This window comes from Yimella lutea (assembly GCF_006715095.1).
GTDB classification, from domain to species: domain Bacteria; phylum Actinomycetota; class Actinomycetes; order Actinomycetales; family Dermatophilaceae; genus Yimella; species Yimella lutea.
On sequence record NZ_VFMO01000001.1, the window covers coordinates 517,144 to 540,619 of the forward strand.

General features: G+C 69.3%; 21 protein-coding genes. 14 read left to right on the forward strand and 7 right to left on the reverse strand.

Annotated features, from left to right (window positions below; all coding sequences use genetic code 11):
- Positions 1 to 18: 18 nt before the first annotated feature.
- Both cobN and bluB read left to right on the forward strand, forming a co-directional pair.
- Positions 19 to 3,639, forward strand: coding sequence for a cobaltochelatase subunit CobN (gene cobN, locus FB459_RS02395; protein ID WP_141927335.1), 3,621 nt, complete (start codon positions 19 to 21; stop codon positions 3,637 to 3,639).
- The gene (gene bluB, locus FB459_RS02400) at positions 3,636 to 5,402 is read left to right on the forward strand and encodes a 5,6-dimethylbenzimidazole synthase (RefSeq protein WP_141927336.1); all 1,767 of its coding nucleotides are present in this window, start codon (positions 3,636 to 3,638) and stop codon (positions 5,400 to 5,402) included. The genes cobN and bluB overlap by 4 nt, the downstream gene beginning before the upstream one ends.
- Here the strand turns inward: bluB and cobF are convergent.
- Positions 5,387 to 6,163, reverse strand: coding sequence for a precorrin-6A synthase (deacetylating) (gene cobF / locus FB459_RS02405; protein WP_141929383.1), 777 nt, complete (start codon positions 6,161 to 6,163; stop codon positions 5,387 to 5,389). The genes bluB and cobF overlap by 16 nt on opposite strands.
- Positions 6,153 to 7,607, reverse strand: coding sequence for a cobyric acid synthase (locus tag FB459_RS02410; protein ID WP_141927337.1), 1,455 nt, complete (start codon positions 7,605 to 7,607; stop codon positions 6,153 to 6,155). The genes cobF and FB459_RS02410 overlap by 11 nt, the downstream gene beginning before the upstream one ends.
- Before the next feature lie 25 nt (positions 7,608 to 7,632).
- Between FB459_RS02410 and FB459_RS02415 the strand changes: the two genes are divergently transcribed.
- Positions 7,633 to 8,214: a histidine phosphatase family protein gene (locus tag FB459_RS02415; protein WP_129624472.1), complete on the forward strand. Its 582-nt coding sequence runs from the start codon at positions 7,633 to 7,635 to the stop codon at positions 8,212 to 8,214.
- Here the strand turns inward: FB459_RS02415 and FB459_RS02420 are convergent.
- A complete protein-coding gene (locus FB459_RS02420) occupies positions 8,204 to 9,763 on the reverse strand; it encodes an amidohydrolase (protein WP_168990120.1) in 1,560 nt (519 codons plus the stop codon). The two genes, FB459_RS02415 and FB459_RS02420, sit on opposite strands and share 11 nt — an antisense overlap.
- A 134-nt stretch (positions 9,764 to 9,897) precedes the next feature.
- On the opposite strand from FB459_RS02420, the gene FB459_RS17085 reads away from it, so the two are divergent.
- The 7 genes from FB459_RS17085 to pucL all read left to right on the forward strand — a co-directional run bounded on the left by FB459_RS17085 (position 9,898) and on the right by pucL (position 14,793).
- Positions 9,898 to 10,206, forward strand: a complete 309-nt coding sequence (locus tag FB459_RS17085; protein WP_168990119.1) for a hypothetical protein — start codon at positions 9,898 to 9,900, stop codon at positions 10,204 to 10,206.
- The gene (locus FB459_RS17090) at positions 10,203 to 10,400 is read left to right on the forward strand and encodes a hypothetical protein (protein ID WP_170221656.1); all 198 of its coding nucleotides are present in this window, start codon (positions 10,203 to 10,205) and stop codon (positions 10,398 to 10,400) included. Before FB459_RS17085 ends, FB459_RS17090 begins: the two co-directional genes overlap by 4 nt.
- The gene (locus FB459_RS02430) at positions 10,397 to 10,849 is read left to right on the forward strand and encodes a hypothetical protein (RefSeq protein WP_141927339.1); all 453 of its coding nucleotides are present in this window, start codon (positions 10,397 to 10,399) and stop codon (positions 10,847 to 10,849) included. Before FB459_RS17090 ends, FB459_RS02430 begins: the two co-directional genes overlap by 4 nt.
- The gene (locus FB459_RS02435; protein ID WP_129624468.1) at positions 10,849 to 11,628 is read left to right on the forward strand and encodes a CPBP family intramembrane glutamic endopeptidase; all 780 of its coding nucleotides are present in this window, start codon (positions 10,849 to 10,851) and stop codon (positions 11,626 to 11,628) included. Before FB459_RS02430 ends, FB459_RS02435 begins: the two co-directional genes overlap by 1 nt.
- 79 nt (positions 11,629 to 11,707) lie before the next feature.
- The gene (locus FB459_RS02440) at positions 11,708 to 13,198 is read left to right on the forward strand and encodes a long-chain-fatty-acid--CoA ligase (RefSeq protein ID WP_141927340.1); all 1,491 of its coding nucleotides are present in this window, start codon (positions 11,708 to 11,710) and stop codon (positions 13,196 to 13,198) included.
- 3 nt (positions 13,199 to 13,201) lie between these two features.
- Complete coding sequence (locus FB459_RS02445) at positions 13,202 to 13,633, forward strand: MarR family winged helix-turn-helix transcriptional regulator (protein WP_141927341.1); 432 nt, start codon at positions 13,202 to 13,204, stop codon at positions 13,631 to 13,633.
- 251 nt (positions 13,634 to 13,884) lie between these two features.
- Positions 13,885 to 14,793: a factor-independent urate hydroxylase gene (pucL, locus tag FB459_RS02450; protein WP_141927342.1), complete on the forward strand. Its 909-nt coding sequence runs from the start codon at positions 13,885 to 13,887 to the stop codon at positions 14,791 to 14,793.
- A gap of 134 nt (positions 14,794 to 14,927) precedes the next feature.
- On the opposite strand, the gene FB459_RS02455 is transcribed toward pucL, so the two are convergent.
- Positions 14,928 to 16,268 (reverse strand): glycoside hydrolase family 15 protein, encoded by a 1,341-nt coding sequence (locus tag FB459_RS02455; RefSeq protein ID WP_141927343.1) that lies wholly within the window; start codon positions 16,266 to 16,268, stop codon positions 14,928 to 14,930.
- Between the two features lie 41 nt (positions 16,269 to 16,309).
- Between FB459_RS02455 and FB459_RS02460 the strand changes: the two genes are divergently transcribed.
- Both FB459_RS02460 and FB459_RS02465 read left to right on the forward strand, forming a co-directional pair.
- Positions 16,310 to 17,347 carry an App1 family protein phosphatidate phosphatase gene (locus tag FB459_RS02460; protein WP_141927344.1) on the forward strand — a complete coding sequence of 346 codons (1,038 nt, stop codon included), beginning with the start codon at positions 16,310 to 16,312 and terminating at the stop codon, positions 17,345 to 17,347.
- Positions 17,340 to 18,206 (forward strand): Fpg/Nei family DNA glycosylase, encoded by an 867-nt coding sequence (locus FB459_RS02465; RefSeq protein ID WP_141927345.1) that lies wholly within the window; start codon positions 17,340 to 17,342, stop codon positions 18,204 to 18,206. Before FB459_RS02460 ends, FB459_RS02465 begins: the two co-directional genes overlap by 8 nt.
- A 107-nt stretch (positions 18,207 to 18,313) precedes the next feature.
- Here the strand turns inward: FB459_RS02465 and FB459_RS02470 are convergent, their stop codons facing one another.
- The gene (locus tag FB459_RS02470) at positions 18,314 to 18,634 is read right to left on the reverse strand and encodes a rhodanese-like domain-containing protein (RefSeq protein WP_141927346.1); all 321 of its coding nucleotides are present in this window, start codon (positions 18,632 to 18,634) and stop codon (positions 18,314 to 18,316) included.
- A gap of 145 nt (positions 18,635 to 18,779) precedes the next feature.
- On the opposite strand from FB459_RS02470, the gene pdxY reads away from it, so the two are divergent.
- Positions 18,780 to 19,631, forward strand: coding sequence for a pyridoxal kinase PdxY (pdxY, locus tag FB459_RS02475; protein WP_129624460.1), 852 nt, complete (start codon positions 18,780 to 18,782; stop codon positions 19,629 to 19,631).
- A gap of 127 nt (positions 19,632 to 19,758) precedes the next feature.
- Here the strand turns inward: pdxY and FB459_RS02480 are convergent, their stop codons facing one another.
- Both FB459_RS02480 and FB459_RS02485 read right to left on the reverse strand, forming a co-directional pair.
- The gene (locus FB459_RS02480) at positions 19,759 to 20,790 is read right to left on the reverse strand and encodes a GNAT family N-acetyltransferase (protein WP_141927347.1); all 1,032 of its coding nucleotides are present in this window, start codon (positions 20,788 to 20,790) and stop codon (positions 19,759 to 19,761) included.
- A 49-nt stretch (positions 20,791 to 20,839) separates the two neighbouring features.
- Positions 20,840 to 21,808, reverse strand: coding sequence for an esterase/lipase family protein (locus FB459_RS02485; protein ID WP_141927348.1), 969 nt, complete (start codon positions 21,806 to 21,808; stop codon positions 20,840 to 20,842).
- Positions 21,809 to 22,085: 277 nt separating this feature from the next.
- Between FB459_RS02485 and FB459_RS02490 the strand changes: the two genes are divergently transcribed.
- The gene (locus FB459_RS02490; protein WP_129624457.1) at positions 22,086 to 23,291 is read left to right on the forward strand and encodes an ATP-binding protein; all 1,206 of its coding nucleotides are present in this window, start codon (positions 22,086 to 22,088) and stop codon (positions 23,289 to 23,291) included.
- The last annotated feature ends 185 nt before the right edge of the window (positions 23,292 to 23,476 follow it).

A 23,476-nucleotide genomic window follows, 5' to 3' on the forward strand; every position in this document is an offset into this window, starting at 1 on the left:
CGCGAAGGAGTTTCGCCGATGGCGCGTATCGCCCTGCTGTCCACGTCCGACACCGATCTGCTGAGCGCGCGCGCCAGCGGCTCCGAGTTCGCCTGGGCCAACCCCGCCCGCACCCCGATCGGCCCCGCGGTCGAGGGCGCCGACATCGTGATCGCCCGCATCCTCGGCAGTCCCGACGACGTCGACGACGAGATCCGGGCGCTCGGCGAACGGGTGCCGCTGATCGTGCTCGGCGGCGAACTCACCCCGAACGCCGCGATGATGCAGCTGTCGCGCCGGGCGCCCGCCGCAGTGGTCAACGAGGTGCACCGCTACCTGGTCAACGGCGGCCCCGACAACCTCACCAACCTGCACGCGTTCCTGTCCGACACCCTGCTGCTCACCGGCGACGAGTTCGAGCCGCCGCAGGAGCTGCCGACCTGGGGTGTGCTCGATCGCCCTGCGGCACAAGCCGATCCGGGTGCTCCGCGGGTAGGGGTGCTCTTCTACCGAGCGCAGTACGCCGCTGGAAACACCGACTACGCCCACGCCCTCTGCGACGCCATCGACGCCGCAGGCGGGGTGGGGGTGCCGATCCACGCCGCGTCGTTGCGCGACGCCCCCGAGGAGCTGCTCGCCGAGCTCGGCACCCTCGACGCCCTCGTCACGACGGTGCTGGCGGCCGGAGGCACCAAGCCGGCGCACGCCCAGGCGGGCGGCGAGGACGAGACCTGGGACGTGCGTCCGCTGGCCGCTCTCGACATCCCGATCATCCAAGGGCTGTGCCTCACCTGGAGCCGCGAGGTGTGGGCGGCCTCCGACGACGGCATGTCGCCGCTCGACGTCGCCACCCAGGTGGCCGTGCCCGAGTTCGACGGACGCCTGATCACAGTTCCGTTCTCGTTCAAGGAGATCGACGCCGACGGGCTGCCCGCCTATGTCGCCGACCCGGAGCGCTGCGCACGCGTGGCCGGCATCGCGGTGAAGCACGCGCGCCTGCGGCACACGCCACCGGAGCAGCGCCGCATCGCGGTCATGCTGTCGGCCTACCCGACCAAGCACTCCCGCATCGGCAACGCGGTCGGGCTCGACACCCCGGTGTCGACGATCCGGTTGCTGAGGGCCATGCGCGAGGCGGGTTACGACCTCGGCCCGCGCGGCGCGCTGCCCGGGCTCGACGACGTGGACCCGGTCGACGGCGAAGCGCTCGACACCACCGCCGGCAACGCGCTCATCCACGCGCTGATCGCGGCCGGCGGACAAGACCCCGACTGGCTCACCCAGGAGCAGGTGAGCAGCGCACAGGTGCGCATCCCGGCCACTCGCTACCGCAGCTGGTTCGAGACGCTTCCGGCCGCCCTGCGGGAGTCGATGACGGACACCTGGGGCGAGGCGCCCGGCGAGCTCTACGTCGACACGTCGCGCGACCCCGACGGCGAGATCGTCTGCGCCGCGATCCAGGCGGGCAACGTCGTGCTGATGGTGCAGCCGCCGCGCGGCTTCGGCGAAAACCCGATCGCGATCTACCACGACCCCGACCTGCCGCCGACCCACCACTACCTGGCCACCTACCGCTGGATCGAGCAGGAGTTCGGCGCCCACGCGGTGGTGCACGTGGGCAAGCACGGCAACCTCGAGTGGCTGTCGGGCAAGAACCTCGCGATGTCGGCGTCGTGCGGCACCGACGCCGCGCTCGGCTCGCTGCCGCTGATCTACCCGTTCCTGGTGAACGACCCGGGCGAGGGCACCCAGGCCAAGCGTCGCGCCCACGCCACCGTCGTCGACCATCTCGTGCCGCCGATGGCGCGCGCCGAGAGCTACGGCGACATCGCCCGACTCGAGCAGTTGCTCGACGAGTACGGCAACGTATCGGTGATGGACCCGGCGAAGGCGCCGGCGCTGCGCGGCGAGATCTGGACGCTGCTGCAGGCGGCCCGGATGGACCAGGACCTGGGAGTGAGCGAACGCCCCGACGACGACAGCTTCGACGACTTCGTGATGCACCTTGACGGCTGGCTGTGCGAGATCAAGGACGTGCAGATCCGCGACGGCCTGCACGTGCTCGGACAGGCGCCCGAAGGCGACGAACTGATCAACCTGGTGCTCGCGATCCTGCGCGCCGGGCAGGTCTTCGGCGGACGCGGCGACGGCATCCCCGGGCTACGGCACGCGCTCGGGCTCACCGACGACGCTACGTCGCAGCAGACCGACCGCGTCGAAGAGCTGGCCCGCACCCTCGTCACCCGGGTCGCCGAGGCCGGCTGGAACGCCGCGGACGTCGAGCGGATCGTCGCCGAGGTGACCAGTGAGCCGAACCCGGCGGCGACCGCGTCCCTGCGGTTCGGGTGCGAGGAGGTCGTGCCCCGGCTGCAGCAGACGACGCGCGAGATCCCGATGGTGCTGCACGCCCTCGACGGCGGATACGTGCCGGCGGGCCCGTCGGGTTCGCCGCTGCGTGGACTGGTGAACGTGCTGCCCACCGGCCGCAACTTCTACTCGGTCGACCCGAAGGCGATCCCGTCGCGACTGGCCTACCAGACCGGGTCGGCGATGGCGGAGTCGCTCGTGCGGCGCTACCGGGACGAACACGGCGAGGTGCCGGAGTCGGTGGGCCTGTCGGTGTGGGGCACCTCCGCCATGCGCACCAGCGGCGACGACATCGGCGAGGTGCTCGCGCTGCTCGGCGTCGTGCCGGTGTGGGACGAGCAGTCACGCCGGGTCGTGGGCCTGGAGGCGCTGCCGCTGCAGGAACTCGGCCGCCCGCGCATCGACGTCACCGTGCGCATCTCCGGCTTCTTCCGCGACGCCTTCCCGCACGTGATCTCGATGCTCGACGACGCGGTGGCGCTGGTGGCCGGGCTCGACGAACCCCACGACCAGAACTTCGTGCGCAAGCACGCGTCCGCCGACCTTGCCGAGCACGGCGACGAACGTCGTTCCCGCACAAGGATCTTCGGCTCGAAGCCGGGCTCCTACGGGGCGGGCATCCTGCAGGTGGTCGAGTCGGGCACTTGGCGCGACGACAAGGACCTCGCCGAGGTCTACGCCACCTGGGGCGGTTACGCCTACGGACGCGGACTCGACGGTGCACCGGCCCGCGGCGACATGGAGCGCAACTACCGGCGCATCCGGGTGGCGGCCAAGAACGTCGACAACCGTGAGTCGGACATCCTCGACTCCGACGACTACTTCCAGTACCACGGCGGCATGGTCGCCACCGTCCGCGCGCTCACCGGCGCCGATCCCGAGGCGTACGTGGGCGATTCGACCTCACCCGACAACGTGCGCACCCGCACGCTGCAGGAGGAGACCAACCGGGTGTTCCGGTCGCGGGTGGTCAACCCGCGGTGGATCAAGGCGATGCAGCGGCACGGCTACAAGGGTGCCTTCGAGCTCGCCGCGACCGTCGACTACCTGTTCGGCTTCGACGCCACGGCCTCGGTCGTGCCCGACTGGATGTACGAGTCGGTGGCCACCGAATACGTGCTCGACGACACCAACCAGGCCTTCATGCGGCACGCCAACCCGTGGGCGTTGCAGTCGATCGTGGAGAAGCTCGCCGAGGCCGCCGATCGCGGGCTGTGGCAGGAGCCCGACCCCGAGCTCATGGCGCAACTGCAGCAGGTCTACCTCGACGTGGAAGGCGACCTCGAGGAATGAGCGAGCAGTCAGCGCCGCAGCGTCCGGTGCCGCTGGTCGGCGACACGACCTCGGCCCAGCAGCGCCGCGACGACCCCGCCGGCTGGGCGATGCTGCCCGAGGTGGTCGACGCCCTCGCCGCAGTGGTCGGCGGACGGCGCGACATCCGACGGTTTCGGCCCGACCCGGTGCCCGACGAACTGCTGCGGCAGGTGCTCGAGGCCGCGCACAGCGCGCCGTCGGTGGGCCACTCGCAGCCCTGGCGCTTCATCGTCGTGCGCTCGCAGACCACCCGAGATCGCGCCGCCCATCTCGCCGACCGGGCCCGGCTCGAGCAGGCGTCCGAGCTGACCTCGGAGCGGGCCGCGCGGCTGCTCGACCTCAAACTCGAAGGGCTGCGCGAGGCGCCCGTGGGAGTGGTCGTCACCTGCGACCGGCGCACCCCCGCGGCCGGGGTGCTCGGGCGCGCCACCTTCCCCGACGCCGACCTGTGGTCGTGCGCCTGCGCGGTGCAGAACCTCTGGCTCACCGCCCGCGCGCTCGGCCTCGGCGTGGGCTGGGTGACGCTGTTCGACCAGGCCGAACTCGCCGACCTGCTGCACCTTCCGGACGGCGTGGTGACCCTGGGCTGGCTGTGTGTGGGGTGGCCCGACGAGCGTCCGCCCGCGCCCGGACTCGAACGCGCGGCGTGGTCGCGCAAGGCCCCGCTCGACGACGTGGTGTTGCAGGAGCGCTGGCCCGACGATTCAGCCCCGCCGGCGCCACCGACCTCGCATCTGCGCGGGCCCGAGCCGGGGCGCCGGGTCGACGGCACCGACGACACCGACCGGCTGCTCAGCCCGCCGGAGGCGCTCGGCGCACTCGATCGCGCGCTCCACCTCGCGCGCGCTGCGGCCGGACCCGACCTCGACACGGGCCAGCTCGTGCTCGTCGGCGCCGATCATCCGGTGACCGCCCACGCCGTCAGTGCCTACGACCGGTCGGTGACCCGTGACGTGCTCACCAGTGCGGTCGGGGGCATTTCGCTGGGCGCCGCTCATGCCCGCGCCGCCGGGCTCGACGTCGTGGTGGTCGACGCCGGAGTGGGTGAGGCGCACGTCGAGGGCGCTGTCGACGTGCGGCCGCACGACCCGCGTGGAGACCTGGTGACGACCGACGCGATGTCGGCCGCCGACGTCCGCCGATTGATGGACGCCGGACGCCGGCTCGGTGCCGGTGTCCCCGGAATCGCCCCCGGACTCGTCGCACTCGGCGAGGTGGGGGTGGGCAACACGACGGTGGCCGCTGCGCTCACCTGCGCGCTCACCGGCACACCCGCGGCCGACGTGGTGGGGCTCGGATCGGGCGCCGACGCCGACATCGTGGCCCGCAAGACGGAGGTGGTGGCCGCGGCGATCGACCGCCTGGGCCACACGGACGACGTGCACCGGATGCTCGCCGCGGTCGGCGGACCGGAGTTCGCGGTGCTGACCGGGGTGGTGCTCGGCGCAGCCCGCGCCGGACGACCGGTCGTGCTCGACGGTCTCGCCACCAGCGTCGCCGCGCTCGCCGCGGTCGGCATCGAACCCTCGGTGCAGGCGTATCTCATTGCAGGGCAACGCAGCCGGGAGAAGGCGCACGGACTCGTGCTGCGGCGGCTCGGCCTCGAACCGTTGCTGCAGCTGCGGTTGCGCGCCGGCGAAGGGGTGGGTGCCTGCCTCGCGGCGGGGATGGTGCTGCAGGGCATGGCCGCCCGGCGGATGACGGTGCGAACCAGCCTGCGAACGGCTCAGCGCAACGCGTAGACGTCCATGATCCAGCCGTGCTGCTCGCGCAGCCGCGCCCTCGTAGCGACGAGGTCGTCGATCACATCGGTCAGTCGGCCCGAGCGCAGCTCCTGCTGCGGCATCCCCAGGTAGGCGCCCCAGTGGATCTGCAGGTCGGGTGCCCGCTCGACCAGCTCACGGCAGGCGAGCGCGCCGTCCAGCATCACCACGACGGTGCCGAGGTCGGGCGACCACTCGCCCGCCAGGCGGCGTCCGGTGGTGATGTGCACCGGCTCGCCAATCTCGTGCAGCACGATGCGGTGCGCGGCAGCCAACTCCTGGATAGCGCTGATTCCGGCAAACACGCTGACCTGCAACGACATTCGGGTGGCAACGGCGTCGACCACCCGGATCGTGCTGTCGTAGAACGCCGGGTCGCCCCACACCAGGAACCCGACCACGGTGCCCTCGGGCAACTCGCCCAGCACGGCGGCGTACGCGTCGGCGCGGGCGGCGTGCCAGTCGCGCACCGCGGCGCCGTACTGGTCGCGATCGCGCCCGGCGTCGGGCCCGCGCTTCGGGTCGGGCACCGCGACGAACCGGTAGCCGCCCTCGGGCACGAACCGGTCGAGGATCGCGCGTCGCACCTGCAGCAACTCGTCGGTGGCGGACCCCTTGTCGGCCACGACGAACACGTCGACCGAGCGCAGGGCGTCGGCCGCGTCGGCGGTGACGTGGCCGGGCGAGCCCGCACCGATGCCGATGATCTTGACCTGCAACGGAATCGGGTCAGTGCACATGAGATTCCCGTCGGGCGAGATCGAGCAGCCGGTCGAGGTCAAGGTGTTGCTCCACGGCGTCGGCGAGCGTGTCGATCATCGCCGTCCGGCGGTCGGCGAACCCCGGGCCGGGCTGCGGGCTCCAGGTGGAGCCCGCCTGCTGCGCAACCACGGTGAGCCAGGCCCGGCGGAAGGCATCATTCTCCAGGGTGCCGTGCCAGATCGTGCCCCACACCGGGCCGCGCACGCTGCCGCCCGGGAACGACCCGTCGTCGACCACGCCCTCGACGATGCCGTGGTGAATCTCGTAGCCGGACACCGCATTTCCCTGCCAGGTGGAGTGCGGCCGGGCGAGCACCTTGTCGGCTGCGAAGTGCACCACACCAGGCAGATGCCCGAGTCCGGGAGTGACGCCTTCGCCGCTCTCCAGCGAGTCGTCGATCGACTCCAGCAACATCTCGTAGCCGCCGCAGATGCCGAGCACCGGACGTCCCTCGCGCACCCGCTCATCGACCACTGCGTCGAGCCCACGCGAACGCAACCAGGCGAGATCGCTGACCGTCGTCCGTGAGCCGGGCAGCACCAACAGGTCGGCTTCGCGGCACCAGGACGGGTCGGTGGTCACGCGCACCTCGACACCGGGCTCGGCGGCCAGTGCGTCGACGTCGGTTGCGTTCGAGGTGCGCGGCAGGCGGACGACCGCGACGGTGAGCGAATGTTCCTGTGGCGCAGCGGGTTTCCAGCGGCCGATGGAGAGGGCGTCTTCACCGTCGAGCCACACGTCGTCGAGCCAGGGCAGCACGCCGACACACGGCATGCCGGTGCGTTCGACGATCGTGTCGAGGCCGGGGTCGAGCACCGAGCGGTCACCACGGAACTTGTTTACGCACCAAGCCTGCAGCACCGCGCGGTCGGCGTCGTCGAGCAACGCCCAGGTGCCGTAGGTGGCGGCCAGCGCGCCGCCGCGGTCGATGTCGGCCACCAGCAGTGCCGGCAGGCTGAACTGCCGTGCCAGACCGAGGTTGACGTAGTCGCCTGCGCGCAGGTTGATCTCGGCCGGCGACCCGGCTCCCTCGCACACCACCACGTCGACGGACGCGGCCAACTCCTCGTACGCGGCGAACGCCGCCTCGCGCAGGTGGGCGCGTCCGGTGGCGTACTCGCCCGCCCGTAACTCGCCGGCCGGGCGGCCGCGCACGACGACGAACGCGCGCCGGTCGGACCCCGGTTTTAGCAGCACCGGGTTGTGCAGCGAGGTGGCCTCGACGCCGGCCGCCTCGGCCTGCAGGTATTGCGCGCGGCCGATCTCGCTGCCGTCGGCACAGACCATCGAGTTGTTCGACATGTTCTGCGCCTTGAACGGGGCGACGCGCACTCCGCGTCGGGCCCAGGCACGCAGAATTCCGGTGACCAGCAACGATTTTCCGGCGTCCGAGCTCGTTCCCGTCACCAGCAGCCCCGACATGGGGCACGAGTCTACGATCGGCCTCATGCCCTCCGTCCACCTCGTCCGCCACGGCCGGTCGACGTGGAACGAGCAGGGGCGCATTCAAGGGCAGACGCCGCACCCGCCGCTCACCGAACTCGGCCGCACCCAGGCGCTCGCGGCAGCCCGAACGCTGCGCGCAGCGATCGGCGCGCAGTCGGCGCAGATGCTCAGCAGCGACCTGGTGCGCGCGCAGCAGACGGCCCAGATCATCGGCGCCGCGCTCGACCTGCCGGTGCGCACCGATGTGCGGCTGCGGGAGCAGGCCCTGGGGGAGATGGAAGGGCGGCTCGCCCGCGAACTGACCGCGCAACCCGCACCTGAAGGCGTGCCGGTCGAGGAGGTGCGCTGGGGCGGGGGCGAGAGCCTGCTCGACGTGCACCGCCGGCTGAGCGCGCTGATGGCCGAACTGGCGACGGCGCCCATCGAACACCTCGTGCTGGTCACCCACGGCGACACGCTGCGGATGGCCCTCGCGGTGCTCGCCGGCCGCACTCACCGGCAACTCGACTGGCGCCTCACGATCGACAACGGCAGCGTGCACACCACCGAACTCGACCCCGCGGCCGCTGCGCTCAGCCGCTGAACCGCACCTGGCCGCCGACGACCGTCGTCAGCGCCCGCGCTTCGTGTGCGCGCTCGGGCGTCGCGATGAGATCGGTGTCGACCGCGACGAAGTCGGCGAGCATGCCGGGGGTGAGCGTGCCCACGTCGTCCCAACCGGCTGCGTAGGCGGCCCCGCGCGAGTGGGCGGCCAGCGCCTCGATCATGCTCACCCGCTCGTGCGGCTGCCAGCCGCCGGCGGGAGTGCCGTCGACGCGCTGTCGGGTGACCGCCGCGTGCAGGGCAACGAACGGATTCGGGTCTTCGACGGGGGCGTCCGACCCGAACGCCAGCGGCACCCCGGCGTCGAGCGCCGACCGCCAGCCGTACGACACGATGTCGTGGCCGTCGAGCAACGCATCCACGAGCTCGAAGTCGGTGGTGCAGTGCACCGGCTGCATCGAGCCGACCACACCCAGCCGCGCCATTCGGGCCAGATCGGCCCGGCGCAGGTGCTGGGCGTGTTCGATGCGCAGCCGAAGGTCTGAGCCGGTCGCCCCGAGCACGTGCTCGTACGCGTCAAGCACCTCGGTCGCCGCACGGTCACCGATCGCGTGGGTCGCCACCGCGATGCCGGCCCGCACCGCGAGCTCGGTGTAGACCTTCAGCTGCTCCTGGGTGAGCGTCGGCACGCCATGCCCGCCGTCGTGCCCGTCCTCACCGGCGAACGCCTCGGTCATGTGGCAGGTGTGCGAACCGAGCGCGCCGTCGGCGAACAGCTTCAGCGGCCCCACCCGGATCCAGTCGTCGCCCTCGCCGGTGCGGCGCCCCTGCTGCATCGCCAGCGGGAGGTCTTCGTGTCGAATCGCCTTGCTGACCCGCATCTTCAGGGCACCTTGCTCGTGCAGCGCGCGCAGCGCCACATGGGCGTCCTCGTGATCGATCTCGGTGATGCCGGTCAGCCCCACCGCGAGCAGGTCGTCGATCGTCTGCGCCATCAGCCCGGGCAGGGCGTCGGCGTCGTCGATCGGCAGGTCGTCAAAGGCGGTGCAGGCCGTCTCTCGCAGCACCCCGGTGAGCTCACCGTCGGCGTCGCGTTCGAGGCGTCCGCCGGCCGGGTCGGTGGTCTCCGGGCCGTAACCCACCAGCCGCAACGCGGCGGAATTCGCCCACAGCGAGTGGTAGTCGGCGCTCGCCAACACCACCGGACGCGGCCCCGTCACGACATCGAGGGTGCGCCGGTGGGGCTGCCGACCGCCCCACTGGTTCGCGTCCCACGCGCCGCCCCACACCAGACCGGTGCCCGGATTCGCCGCGAGAAAGCGCGCCACCCGCTCGGCCGCTTCGAACTCGTCGGCACAGCCACGCACGTCGACCTCGGTGCGCACCCGCGCCAGCGACGCGGCATGGATGTGCGCGTCGTGCAGACCCGGCACCACGAGCGCACCCGGCAATGTCTCGATCTGCGAAACAGTCTGTGCGGCAAGGGATTCGGCGTCGCCGGTCGCGACCACGCGCCCAGCCTCGACCAACACGCCGGTGACGAATTCGGTTCCGGTCCAGATCTTCTCGCCACGCCACAGGGTGCTCACCCGCACAATGTAGTGCGGGCCTCCAACCCTGCGGACGGCGCGGGCAGGCGGCCGGCACCGGCGCCGGCGACCGTCCGGACGCTGGTTCACCGGGTAGGTTCAGGACGGCCCGATCCGAACAGGAGCAGCACGAAGTGACATCGACAACCGGCGCGCGCGTGCGCCGCACCCCGGCGCCGTGGTGGATCGCCGCGTTGTGCGGCATCCCGTTGATCTTCGGGTTCGTCGGAGCCCAGGCGAGCAAGGGCGCGATCCAGGACGACCTCACCGAACGCGCCCAGCAGGTGCTGCAGGGAGTCGGAGCGAGCGACGCCACGGTGAGGTTCGACGGACGCGACGCGACGCTGCGCACCGCCGACGGCGCCGACACCACCCGGGCACGCGACGCCTTGGCAAAGATGTCCGGAGTGCGCACGGTCGTGGTGCAGGGGAGCGCGCAGTGACCTGGTTGACGATCCAGACCATCGCTTGGTGCCTCGTCGGGTTCGCGGTCGGTGCGCTCGCGGCCTGGTTGGTCGCGGTGATGTTGTTCCCACATGAGGCGCAGGTCGCGGCGCCGGGTGCCGGCGAATCGCAGGTCGACGGGTCGTCCGCGGCCGACGGCGCCCCCGCCGGCGAAGCGGGAGACGGCGCATGACCTGGCTGTTCCCGCACATCTGGTTGTGGGTGCTGATCAGCACGCTTCTCGGGTTCGCGATCACGCTCTACGCGACGATCGGCGGTTCGTCGCGCCCGCAAACTCCCCGTGCGTCCAGGGCCACTCGCCGGAACCGGGCCGACGCGCCGACGCCGGACGAACCGGTCGGCGAACGTACCCGCCATCGCGCCGCGATCGCCGACCAGGCGAGCCCTGCGGCCCCCGCTGGCAGTGCGGCTGCGGCTGGCAGCGGTGCTCGCCGGCGTCGGCGCTACGAAGTCGAAGACGTCGAGGTCGAGGAGTGGGGGCCTGGGCAGGTGTTCCCGGTCGAGCCGTCGGTCCCGTTGCGTGACGCGGCGGCGCGGGGGTCCGAACCGAAATCCGGCACCGCATCCGGCGGCACGTCCGAGATCGCACCGGACACCCCCACGGGCACCGACCAGCGCTGATGCGCCTGCCTGCCTACGACGTGCCGGTGACGCCACTGCGTCGTCGCGCGCTCGTGCACGAGACCGTCCTCGTCCTGCTCCTGAGTCTCGGCGCGTCGGCGATCTACTCAGTGCTGTCGATCATGCGCAGCCTGTCGACCGACGTCGCGCTCAACAAGCAGACGACCACGATGAACCGCAGCCAGGCGAGCGCGTCATGGCTCGACCTGGTCTACCAACTCGTCGGCGTCGGTCTCGCAATCGTGCCGGTGCTCCTGGTGATCCATCTGCTCAACCGTGAAATGTCCTCTGCGACAACGTGGCTGGGGCTCGACGGGAGACGCAAAGGACCCGATCTCGCGCTCGGCGCAGCCCTTGCTGCGGTGATCGGCATTCCGGGTCTGCTGCTGTACCTCGCGGCTCGAGCTTTCGGACTCAATACGACACTCGCCGCGTCGGGTCTTGGCGAGCACTGGTGGGCGATCCCTGTGCTGGTGCTGGCAGCACTGCAGAACGGACTGCTCGAAGAGGTCATCATGATCGGCTACCTCTTCACCCGCTGGACGCAAGCCGGCTGGTCGTGGATCCAGGTGCTCGTCGTGTCGGCGCTGATCCGGGGCACCTACCACCTTTATCAGGGCTTCGGCGGGTTCGTCGGAAACGTCGTCATGGGGCTGGTGTTCGGGCTCGTCTACCGCCGCACCAAGCGGGTGATGCCCCTGGTCATCGCGCACACGATCCTCGACATCGTCGCGTTCGTGGGTTACGCGCTGCTGAAGTCGCACGTCTCCTGGCTCTGAAGGGCCGCACCATCGTGAAGTCGTGGTCGTTTTCGGCCGCACCGACCCGAACGCCGGGAACGCCAACTAATCTCGGCTCATGACCAATCTCGCCTGCAATCTGCAGAACACCGCCGCCCAGCACCCCGACAACGTCGCACTGCGGATGGGCGAGCACTCGATGACCTACGCCCAGCTGGCCGACGCGGCCGGACGCGTGGCGAACCTGTTGAAGGACAAGGGGATCCAGCCGGGCGATCGGGTTGCCATTTCGCTGCCGAACGTCTTCGACTTCCCGGTCATCCTCTACGGTGCGCTCCAGGCCGGCGCCGTGGTCATCCCGATGAACCCGCTGTTCCGTCCGCGCGAGGTGGAGTACTACCTGTCCGACTCCGGCGCCAAGCTGATGTTCGGCATGCCGGGCGACGCCGCCGCAGGGGCCGAGGAGGCCGGTGTCCCGTTCATCGAGGTGCCGTTGCCCGCCGGCATCGGTGAGTCGATCAAGCAGTACGAGCCGAGCACCGAGTTCGTCGACCGCGACGACAGCGACACCGCCGTCATCCTCTACACCTCCGGCACCACCGGTCGTCCGAAGGGCGCCGAGCTGACCCACTTCTCGCTGAACAAGAACCAGGAGGTCGTCGCCCGCACGCTGATGGCGATCACCGAGGACGACGTGATCGCCGGCTGCCTGCCCTTGTTCCACGTCTTCGGCCTGACCTGTGGCCTCAACACCTCCGTCGCCACCGGCGCGACGCTGGCCATGGTCCCTCGTTTCGAGCCCGGCGCGGTGCTGGAGATGCTCGACAAGGCCGGCGTCACGATCTTCCAGGGCGTGCCGACGATGTACCAGGCGTTGCTGGCTGCGACCGCCGACCGGGAGGTCAACTTCCCCAAGCTGCGGGTCTGCGCCAGCGGCGGATCGGCGATGCCGGTCGAGGTGATGAAGAAGTTCGAGCAGAAGTTCGGCTGCGTCGTGCTCGAGGGTTACGGCCTGTCCGAGACCTCGCCCGTCGCGTCGTTCAACCACCCGAACGCCGAGCGCAAGGCCGGCTCGATCGGCACCCCGCTCGAGGGCGTCGAGATGCGCCTGGCCGAGCCGGACGGTTCGGACACCGCCAAGGGCGAGATCGGCGAGATCGCGATCCGTGGCCACCTGTTGATGAAGGGCTACTGGAAGCGTCCGGACGCCACTGCCGAGGCGATCCGCGACGGCTGGTTCTTCTCCGGCGACCTGGCGCAGATGGACGACGACGGTTACTTCTTCATCGTCGACCGCAGCAAGGACATGATCATCCGCGGCGGGTACAACGTGTACCCGCGCGAGGTCGAGGAAGTGCTGTACGAGCACCCGGACGTCGCCGAGGCCGCCGTCATCGGCGTCCCGCACGAGCACTACGGCGAGGAAGTGATCGCCTACGTCGTCCGTACCGGCGACTCGCAGCTGACCGAGCAGGAGATCCAGGACTTCGCCAAGGAGCGCCTGGCCGCCTACAAGTACCCGCGCGAGGTGCGGTTCATCGGCGAGCTGCCCAAGGGAGCGACCGGCAAGATCCTGAAGCGTGAACTGCGGGATTCCTCAGAGGGCTGAGCGATGAGCGACATACCCGCGGACGACCTCGGTGCTCAGTTGTTGTCGGCGGTGGCCAAACTCAACCGCTGGGCGACCAAGCATTCGGAGTTGCCGATCCCGACCGGTCAGGCACGTCTGTTGAGCTTGGTCGAGGCGCACGACAACGCCCGGGTGGGTGAGCTCGCCGCGGCCGACCACTGCAGTCAGCCGACGATGACCGCTCAGGTGAAAAGGCTTGAGCAACAAGGGTTGTTGGTCCGTGCGAGCGACGAGGACGACGCCCGCGCGAGCCTGATCTCGCTGACGGACGCCGGACGCCGGGTGCTCGACGAAGCGCGGCGGGCGCGGTCGGCGACGATCACTCCGGTACTCGCCGGACTGTCCGAGCAGGATCGCGAAGTGCTGGTGCGGGCGAACGAGTTGTTGCGACAGATCGCGTCCGAGCGTCCCTGACAACCGGTCGCGATGACGACCACCTCCCTTGAAGACGCCCGTAGTATGGCGAACCGGCCGTTATGACGACCGCCGGGCGAGGCATCGTGACATCTGTCATCGAGGCGTGGACTCCACCCTTGACAGGGTGTGATGTGCGTCCCTACGGTTCCATCAGTCGGTATTCAAATTTCGTATTGCGAAATGCACCTCAGAACCGAGTCTTTGGGTGTCCTGGCCGCGGAGGGCGCCCCTACCAAGGAGCAGAACCGATGGCGATCTCGCTCGGAAGCAACCAGTACGGCAAGGCGGAGAACCGTGTGATGCGGGTCTACCGCGACACCGACCGTCACTCGATCCGTGACCTCAATGTCTCGACCTCGCTGCGTGGCGACTTCACCGCCGCCCACCTCGAGGGCAACCAGGGCGACGTCCTGCCGACCGACACCCAGAAGAACACGTCCTTCGCGTTCGCCAAGGAGGTCGGCATCGAGTCGCCGGAGGCCTACGGCGTCGCGCTCGGCAAGCACTTCCTGACCGCCGCTGCGAAGGCGACCGGATCGCAGATCCGCATCGAGGAGTACGCCTGGGACCGCATCCAGGTCGACGGCCAGGGTCACGACCACTCGTTCGTGCGCCGCGGCACCGAGACCCGCACCGCGATCATCACGGTCGAAGGTCGCGACGCCGACCAGAAGGTGTGGGTCGTCTCCGGCCTGGAGGACCTCATCGTCCTGAAGTCGACCGGCTCGGAGTTCAAGGGCTTCCTCAAGGACAAGTACACGACGCTCGAGGAGGCCGACGACCGCATCATGGCGACCAGCCTCACCGCGCGCTGGCGCTTCAACACGATCGACGGCGTGAACTTCGACGAGGTCTACGATGACGTCAAGAAGCTCTGCCTGGCCGCGTTCGCGACCACGTACAGCCGCGCGCTGCAGGAGACCCTCTACGCGATGGGCCGCGACGTGCTCGAGGCGCACCCTGAGATCGACGAGATCAAGTTCTCCGCGCCCAACAAGCACCACTTCCTCTACGACCTCGACCGGTTCGGCCTTGAGAACAACGGCGAGGTCTTCATTGCCGCCGACCGCCCGTACGGCCTCATCGAAGCGACCGTCCTCCGCGACGGTGCCGGCGAGCCCGGCGAGGCGTGGACCGCGGTTCCGTCGTTCATCTGAGTTCGTTTTGGTTTCACCCATGACATGAAGGCGCGACAGTCGTCCGTTACGCCGCGGTTCGGACGTGCACCAGGGCGTAACGCGCGACTGTCGCGCTTTCGTCGTCCCTGGGCTGTTCGCCGGGAAGTGGGAAGTCAACCCTCGAGCCCCTGGATCGCGAGCAGCACCGCAGCCCCGGTCCAAGCGAGCGGCGCCACCGCGGCAGGCTCGCCCGTCTCCAGCACCTTCTCCGGGTACGAACCAGCGATCGTGCGATGTTCACCGAGCCACTGCACCATGTCGCTGGCCCGATGCGTCTGACCAGATGCACCCAGAACAGCTGCGACAGTCGCGGTTTCAGGCGTCCAGCTGATCCCGTCGCGGTGCCAACTCGAACCCGGTGCCAACCCGCCGGCCGGTCGTTTCAGCCGGGGCAACAGTGAAACCAGGCCTTGCAGCGCATGCTCGTTCACCGCTTCCCGGAAGGGTGGAAGCAGGAAGGCAGCGCCGATGTCCGGGTCGCTGCGTCCGGGGTGGCGCGGGTAGCCGTACCGGCCGTAGGCGCTCATGATCGTCGCGTCCAACCGAGTCAGCGCACGACTGGCTCGCTCGGCTCGCGCAGTGTCGCCGAGTGCGGTCAGCAGACGCACCGACGCTTCGAGGCCGGCGGCGAGCACCGCGCACGTGGCCAGAGTCGGTGACCGTTCGGCCACCTCCCAGTAGTCCGGGGTCGCCGGCGGCAACCCGGACGAGGTGTTCGTCGCGGCGATGATCCGGTCGGTGCTGCGCACGATCAGCGATCTCCAGGACGCGACCTCGACGCGAGCCCGGTCTGCCGGCAGACGCGCTCGTACCTGGTCGGCCGCCCACAGTGCCCATCCCGAACCGTCCAACTGCCGTGCCCGGCGGTCGGGGCTGCGTGAGGTGCCGGGCGCGTATCGAGCCTCGAACCAGCCGTCGTCCGATTGCGCCGACCGCAGGAAGCGGATGACTCGCACGGCGGCGTCGGGCTGACCGGTCATCGCCTGAGCCACCGCGACGAATGCGCTGTCGCGAGGCCAGCTGAACCGCCAGTACGGCGTCCACGCGGCGACCGGACTCGGCAGACCGTCGGAGAGCACGAACACGTCCTGCAACGCCGAGCGCGCGAACTCCTTGAAATCACCGGTGCGCGACCACTGCGGAGCGGCAGCGAGCATGATGTTCTCGCTGGTGAGCAGGGCGGACGCGTCCGGTGCCGTCTGCAGGACTCGGCTGTCCCGGATCAACAGGCTCACTTCCCCGGACTGGACGAGCGTGCGGTCTTCGCCGGGCACCGGATCGCCTTGCGGCGCAGGCCCTTTGGCAACGGTTGCGGAGTACAGCGGCACGTGGCGGGGGTACTCGCGGCGGGGCCAGGCCTGGTAGCCGAGCAGGCCGCCGACGCCGGCGGTGGTGGCGACGGCCGCGGCCACGAAGGTGCGCCGGGTCGGACGCGCTCGCTTGCCGTTCACCACGCGTCCAGACTAGGCGGGACGGTTCGCCTAGGGTGTTGCCCATGGGTTCGATGCACCCCGCCGCCCGCGCCGAGGACGCGTTCAACAGTGTGCTGGGCACGTTGCTGTCGCGACGTGGATTCGTCACGCGCGTGTTGGCCTATTCCGGCTATGCCAGCAGCACCCAGGCGCGGGTCATGGGACGCATCGTGCTCTCACGCGTCGACGCCGCCGACCAACCGATCGACCCGATGTACGCCAGTGTGCGGCGCGGCATCCGGGTCTTCATGGCCGCCCCGCAATCCCGGCAGCCGGTACAGGTGCGACTCGGAGATGCGGTCGTGGACACCCACTCCGATCGCGGTGGCTACTTCGACATCACTCTGCAGGGCCACGGACTCGAGCCGGGTTGGCACCACGCCCGGGTGCGCTGCGGAACGGTCGAGAGCACTGCCCCGGTGCAGGTGATCGGCGACGACATCCGGTTCGGGATCATCAGCGACATCGACGACACCTGCGTCGTCACCTCGCTCCCGCGTCCGATGCTCGCCGCGTACAACACGTTCGTGCTGCCGGAGACGGCCCGCCGAGTCGTGCCCGGGATGTCGGCGCTGTATCGGTCGCTGCTCGCGCACAATCCCGGATCGCCGATGTTGTACCTGTCGACCGGAGCCTGGAACACCCAGCCCATCATCAATCGCTTCCTGCAACGCCACGGGTTCCCGACCGGCGCGTTGCTGATGACCGACTGGGGTGCCACCGAGACCGCCGTCTTCCGCAGCGGACGCGAACACAAGCGTTCCCAATTGCGCCGACTGGCAGTCGAATTCCCGAACATCCAGTGGCTGCTGGTGGGCGACGACGGGCAGCACGATCCGGAGATCTACGACGAGTTCGCCGCCGAGATGCCCGACAACGTCCGGGCGATCGCGATCCGACAGTTGACCGTCACCCAGCAGATGCTGTCGCACGGTCACCCACTGTCGCGTGACGACGGACGCGCGTCGCCGACCTTCAAGGTCGAGGGCGGCGACGGGTACGCCCTCTTCCAGGAACTCTCCTGCCTGCGCACCCTCGACACCGGCGTCTCCCATGCCTGAGTTGCCCGAGGTCGAGTCCCTCGTGCGCTTCCTGCGCTCGCGGGTCGAAGGCGTCGCGGTGGCCGACGTCGAGCTCGCCTCGTTCAGCGTGCTCAAGACCTATTCGCCTGCGCCGCAGGCACTCTGCGGACTTTTCGTCACCGACGTGCGACGGTTCGGCAAGTGGATCGACCTCGACGTCGACGGCATCCACCTCGTCTTCCACCTGTCCCGCGCGGGCTGGTTGCGTTGGTATGAGAAGGCACCGGCCACCCGGCTACGTCCGGGCGGCAAGTCCCCGGTGGCGCTGCGAGTCTCGTTCGAGGACGGCTCGGCGTTCGACCTGACCGAGCAGGGCACGCAGAAGCGTCTGGCCGCGTACATCGTCAAGGACCCCACCACCGAGGTGCCGCAGATCGCCTCCCTCGGGCCGGACGCGTTGTCCGAGGAGTTCACGCTCGAGGTGTTCGCGCAGTTGCTCGCCGCAAAGAAGGGGCAGATCAAGGGCGTGCTGCGCGACCAGTCGGTGATCGCCGGCGTCGGCAACGCCTACTCGGACGAGGTGCTGCACGTCGCGAAACTGTCGCCGTACGCGAAGGCGGATTCCCTTGATCCTGAAGCGGTTTCGCGGCTCTACAATGCGATGCGGGATACCCTCAACGGCGCGATCGAAGCCTCCGCAGGCAAGCCCGCCGCCGAACTCAAGGACGCCAAGCGCTCCGGGATGCGGGTGCACGGACGCGCCGGCGAGAAGTGCCCGGAGTGCGGCGACGTGGTGCGCGAGGTGTCCTTCGCGGACCGCTCGATGCAGTACTGCGCGACCTGCCAGACCGGCGGCAAGACGCTCGCCGACCGGCGCATGTCCCGCCTGCTCAAGTGATCCTCAACTGATGCTCACCTACGCCGAGTGGCCGGGCTATGAATCAGCGTCCGGGCTATAGCCCGGCCACCAATTCACAGCCCGGCCACTCGGTGAAGGTCTGTGTGTCAGATGACGGTGGGTTCCACGTTGTGCTGGGTGACGACGGGCTTGCCGTCGAACTCCCACTGCTTCATCCCGCCGGCGACGTTCGCGACCTCGAAGCCCTGCGCCTCCAGCCACTGAACGGCGCGGCTCGACCGGTTGCCCGAACGGCAGACCACGGGCAGCGGCTCGCCCTCGGGCAGGTCACCCAGGCGCTCCGGAATCTCCCCGAGCGGAATGTGTACCGAGTTGGGGGCGTGGCCCGCGTCCCATTCGTCCTGCTCGCGGACGTCGAGAATGATCGCGTCGTCGGCGATGTCCTTCGGCTGCAGTTCTTCGCTCATGGTGACCAGCGTAGGGATCGTCGTACACCCGTGCTGCAGTTCGGCGCGGCCCAGAATCCTGGGTCCGGGATTGCACGGGTGTGGCGCCTGCGCACCGACGAACTGCAGCACAGGTGTACGGCACGGCCGTACTAGCATCGCGGGAATGAAGATCCTGTCGATCCAGAGCTCGGTCGCCTACGGCTACGCCGGTAACTCCTCCGCCGTCTTCCCGTTGCAGCGCCTGGGGCACGAGGTCTGGCCGGTCTACACCGTGCACTTCTCCAACCACACCGGTTACGGCGAGTGGCGGGGACCGGTCTTCGAACCCGAGACCGTGCGTGACGTGATCACCGGCATCGAGGAGCGCGGCGTCCTGCCCGAATGCGACGCCGTGTTGTCGGGCTACATGGGCGCCGACCCGATCGGCACCGTGATTCTGGACGCCGTCGCACGGGTGAAGGCGGCGAACCCGAAGGCGATCTACTGCGCCGACCCGGTCATGGGCGACGTCGGACGCGGGTTCTTCGTGCGTCCGGGGATCCCCGAGTTCATGCGTGACAAGGTCGTGCCGGCCGCCGACGTGATCACCCCGAACCAGTGGGAGTTGCAGTACCTCACCGGTGAGCGCGAGATCCACTCCGTCGCCGAACTGCTGGACGCCGCGCGCTCCATCCGTGATCGCGGACCGGAGACCGTGCTGGTCACCTCGGTGCAGACCGACGAGACCCCGGCCGACTCCGTCCAGCTGGCCGTCGTCAACGGGGACGGCGCCTGGATCGTCACCACCCCGTTGCTGCCGATGTACGTGGTCGGTGCCGGTGACGCGACCACTGCGATCTTCCTGGCGCACCTGCTCACCGAACCCGCCGAGCAGGCGCTCGCCGCGACCGCCGACTCCGTGTTCGGCGTCATGGAGACCACCCACACCGCGGCCACGCGTGAGATCCAGATCGTCGGCGCTCAGGAACTCATCGCCCACCCGACGGGGCGGTTCGAGGTCACCCGGCTCGACTGACGGATTCGCCGAAGCCCCTCCCGCATTCGCTCGGCCACTGCCACCATGGACGCTTGACCAAGGAGGCACGTGATGTCTTCCGCTAGCGGCCTCTAGTTGAGTTGCTAGATAGGCAGATAAGACCCGATCAGAGGCGTCGAGCCATCGCCACGTCGTCGACCTCGCCCCAGCTGAACCGCAGACCTCCCGGCAGGCGCCCGGTCTCGACGTAGCCCAGTTGTTCGTAGAACTTCTCCAGTCCGGTGCCCCCGCGGTAGCTGATCTCGCAGGTCTCGACGCCGTCCCGGCGTGCCTGCCCGTGCAGGGCGCCCATCAGGATGCGTCCGAGATTGCGCCCGCGCTCCTGCGGGTCCGTCATCACGCGGTAGAGGGTGGCGCGGTGCGCGGTCGAGAACCACGTCGCGCGCTGGATGAAGCCGAACCCGAGCAGCGGGCCGACCTGGGACGGGTCGTTCCAGGTCTCCTCGTTCGGCGCGTGCAGGCGCAGAAGGGTGCTTGCTTCGGCGGACAGGTGGCGGTCGAGCACCGTCGCCACCTCGTCGCGGGGTGCGGCACCCTCCCAGCCGACCGCACCACCGTCCGCGTTCACCCGGCACCACAGGTCGAGCACCTCGTCGTAGGCCTCGCCGATGCCGAGCCGCGCGGTGGGCGACTCGAAGAGCAGGTTGTCGGGAAGGTGCTCCGGGTCTTGGGGCATCCGGAACGGGCCGAGGTCTTCCATTCCGGCGCGCTCGGCGATGCGCAGTGACGGCTCGTTGGCCGGTGCGATGCGGGTGATGACCGGTCCGTCGGTGTAGAACTCCTGCGCGTATGCCGTTGCCGCACAGGCAATCTCGCTGCCGAAGCCGCGGCGCCACGACTGCGGGTCGAGCCGGTAGTAGAGGTTGAGGTGCGGGTGGCTCTGGTAGTTCATCGCGCGCGCCCCGCCGATGCCGACCGGCGTGCCCTCGTGCTCGGCGATCCAGTAGCTGATGCCGTCGGCGTCCCACCCCTCCCGCCAGGTCTGCAGTGCCTCGACCGCGTCGTCACGGGTGCGCGGCGCCTCCGACATGAGCTCGGACCCGGCCGGGTCGGTGTGCCAGCCGATGATCCGTTCGTCGGCGACATCGGCGTCGGTGATCGGCCGCAGGGTGAGGCGGGCGGTGTGGATCGTGGTCACCGCACCATCTAATCCCGTCGCCGCGCGAGACGGCGACGGGATTGCGGTGTCAGACGACGGGCAGGCGCGGCACGCAGGGCACGTAGACGTTGCCGGCCGGGTTGAGCGCTTTCTTTGTGAGGCCGATCAGGCGCCACGAGTAGATCATCGACAGGTGGTCGCTGAGGTCGACCGCGCAGCCGTCCTGCAGGGTGATGTTGTTGACCGTCGCGCCAGGTCCGGCGGTGAGGAAGGTGCGGGTGTACGGCGTGCTGACCTCGTCGTACTTCGTGCCGATCACCGTGTAGTTGACGCCGGGCACGGTGTCGCCGTTGGCGTTGAGCTGCTGCTGGAACGGCGAGTCGATGGTCTGGTCGACGGCGGCCTGGCCAAGTGCGGCCGGCGTGAGGTTGAGGATCCCGAGCTGATCGGCGAGCGTCGCCAGACCACTGAGGGTGGTGCCGTGGTTGGTCGCGCCGTACTGGATGAGGTTCTTCACCTTGTTGGCGGCGGGATTCGAGGCGTTGGCGCCGCCGTAGAACTGCAGGTAAGAGCGGGCCGCGATGCCACCCTGCGACCAGCCGACCATGTCGACTTGCGCCGCACCCGTGCTGCCGAGCACCTGGTCGACGAACTGCGAGATCTCGGCGCCGGACGGCTTGATCGCGGCAGTTGCGTAGACGCCGGGCAGTTTGCCGGCGATCGAGTCGTTCTCGTCGCCGTAGTTGAGGCCGAACACGCAGTAGCCGGCGCGCTTGAGTTCGGGCGACAGAAGCGCGAACGAGGCGTAGCGGTTCGCCCAGGTGCCGTGCACCAGCACCACCGGACGCGGGTGTGCGGCGCTGGGCTTGCAGTCCCAGTCGTTCATGCCGGGTGCTACGGCGTTGGGGGAGAAGGCCGACCATGCGAGGGCAGCGGGGAAAGACAGCTGGGTCGGTCCGACCGGGTCGGACGCGGCCTCGGCCTGCTGCGGAAGGGTGATCGAGAGAGCGAGGGTGGCGGCCACGGCGGCGCTCACGGACAGCATGCGCTTGGACATCGGAGCACTCCTTGTCGGCGGCAGCAGGGGGCGTGCCGGCTGCGGCAGACCGTTGCGCACTCTCGGAAATGTGTCAAGGGTCACATTCATCAGGTGAACAAACATGCTCTTTGTCACTGCGCGTCAGTGCTGTGATGAGGTCGACTAGGCGACTATCGCAACTGCAATAGATTTGATGAGACTTCCTGATCGGGGGATTGCGACCACCTCTGGTGGATCCATCGGACTCGCTAGCGAAATATCGGGTGTCCGGTAGAGATGCGCATACAGTCCTCGCATGGACCCGATCCGTAACCCGTACGCGCCCGGCGCCGGCCAACGTCCGCCCGAGCTCGCCGGTCGTGACGAGCAACTCGACCAGTTCAAGGTGGTGCTCCAGCGCATCGCGCGCGGTCGTCCGGAGCGGTCGATCGTGCTCACCGGACTGCGCGGTGTCGGAAAAACGGTGTTGCTCAACGCACTTCGCTCCGAGGCGGTGCGGGCGAAGTGGGGCACCGGCAAGTTCGAGGCTCGGCCCGACCAACGGCTGCGCCGACCGATTTCGAGTGCGCTGCACCAGGCGGTGCGCGAGCTCGGCCACCCACAGAGCGAAGACGTCGACCACGTCCTGGGCGTCATCAAGGCCTTCGCCCAGCGCGACGCGGCACCCAACGCGAAGCTGCGGGACAAGTGGAGCCCGGGCATCGACGCGCCGGCCGTGAGTGGGCGCGCCGACTCCGGCGATATCGAGATCGATCTGGTCGAACTGCTCTCGGACGCAGGCGGATTGGCTGCCGACATGGGACGCGGTATTGGCATCTTCATCGACGAGATGCAGGACCTGCACCCCGAGGACGTCTCTGCATTGTGCGCGGCGTGCCACGAGATCAGCCAGTCCGGTCTGCCGGTCATCGTCGTCGGCGCCGGCCTGCCGCACCTGCCGGCCGTGCTGTCGGCGTCCAAGTCTTACTCCGAGCGGTTGTTCCGTTACGCACGGATCGATCGCCTTCCCCGCGAGGCGGCCGACCGTGCACTCCAGGGTCCGGCGCAGGACGAGGACGCCGAGTTCGAGCAGGGCGCTCTCGATGCGATGTACGAGGTGACCGGCGGCTACCCGTACTTCATCCAGGCGTACGGCCAGGTGGTGTGGGAGTTGGCCCCCAAGTCGCCGATCACTGCGTCCGATGTGGCCGTCGCTGCCCCACAGGCCGAGGCCGACCTCGCTGTCGGATTCTTCGGTTCACGCTACGAACGTGCGACGCCGGGGGAGCGGGAGTACCTACGCGCGATGGCGGAGGCCGGCGGCCGGCTGCCCGATTCGGAGAAGGACGAGGTCGGCTCGGTGCTCACGTCCGATGTCGCCGACGTCCTCGGCCGCAAACCCCAGTCCCTATCTCCCGCACGGGATGCGCTGTTGAAGAAGGGGCTCGTCTACTCCAACGAACGCGGACGTGTCGCGTTCACCGTCCCGCACTTCGGCAAGTACCTGCGCAGCGTGAGCTGAGACCAAACCAAATCGGCGTGAGTCTCTGCCCTTCGCCAGGGACGGCCAAGGGCAGAAACTCACGCCGATTCGGCGGACGCTTGATCGGCGACGAAGACGGCGGTTGGCGCCCCCACGCCTCCGACGAGCGTTGCGGCCAGTGCGAATTTGGCGATCTTCTTCATGATCTCGCCTGAATCTCTGTG

Excerpts from the sequence above, each read along its gene's own strand:
- FB459_RS02465 (WP_141927345.1), top strand. The coding sequence starts at position 17,340 with ATGCCTGAGTTGCCCGAGGTCGAGTCCCTCGTGCGCTTCCTGCGCTCG.
- FB459_RS02490 (WP_129624457.1), top strand. The coding sequence starts at position 22,086 with ATGGACCCGATCCGTAACCCGTACGCGCCCGGCGCCGGCCAACGTCCG.
- FB459_RS02460 (WP_141927344.1), top strand. The coding sequence starts at position 16,310 with ATGGGTTCGATGCACCCCGCCGCCCGCGCCGAGGACGCGTTCAACAGT.
- FB459_RS02470 (WP_141927346.1), bottom strand. The coding sequence starts at position 18,634 with ATGAGCGAAGAACTGCAGCCGAAGGACATCGCCGACGACGCGATCATT.
- FB459_RS02435 (WP_129624468.1), top strand. The coding sequence starts at position 10,849 with ATGCGCCTGCCTGCCTACGACGTGCCGGTGACGCCACTGCGTCGTCGC.
- FB459_RS02485 (WP_141927348.1), bottom strand. The coding sequence starts at position 21,808 with ATGTCCAAGCGCATGCTGTCCGTGAGCGCCGCCGTGGCCGCCACCCTC.
- bluB (WP_141927336.1), top strand. The coding sequence starts at position 3,636 with ATGAGCGAGCAGTCAGCGCCGCAGCGTCCGGTGCCGCTGGTCGGCGAC.
- pucL (WP_141927342.1), top strand. The coding sequence starts at position 13,885 with ATGGCGATCTCGCTCGGAAGCAACCAGTACGGCAAGGCGGAGAACCGT.
- FB459_RS02440 (WP_141927340.1), top strand. The coding sequence starts at position 11,708 with ATGACCAATCTCGCCTGCAATCTGCAGAACACCGCCGCCCAGCACCCC.
- FB459_RS02415 (WP_129624472.1), top strand. The coding sequence starts at position 7,633 with ATGCCCTCCGTCCACCTCGTCCGCCACGGCCGGTCGACGTGGAACGAG.
- FB459_RS02410 (WP_141927337.1), bottom strand. The coding sequence starts at position 7,607 with ATGTCGGGGCTGCTGGTGACGGGAACGAGCTCGGACGCCGGAAAATCG.
- FB459_RS02430 (WP_141927339.1), top strand. The coding sequence starts at position 10,397 with ATGACCTGGCTGTTCCCGCACATCTGGTTGTGGGTGCTGATCAGCACG.
- cobN (WP_141927335.1), top strand. The coding sequence starts at position 19 with ATGGCGCGTATCGCCCTGCTGTCCACGTCCGACACCGATCTGCTGAGC.
- cobF (WP_141929383.1), bottom strand. The coding sequence starts at position 6,163 with ATGTGCACTGACCCGATTCCGTTGCAGGTCAAGATCATCGGCATCGGT.
- pdxY (WP_129624460.1), top strand. The coding sequence starts at position 18,780 with ATGAAGATCCTGTCGATCCAGAGCTCGGTCGCCTACGGCTACGCCGGT.
- FB459_RS02445 (WP_141927341.1), top strand. The coding sequence starts at position 13,202 with ATGAGCGACATACCCGCGGACGACCTCGGTGCTCAGTTGTTGTCGGCG.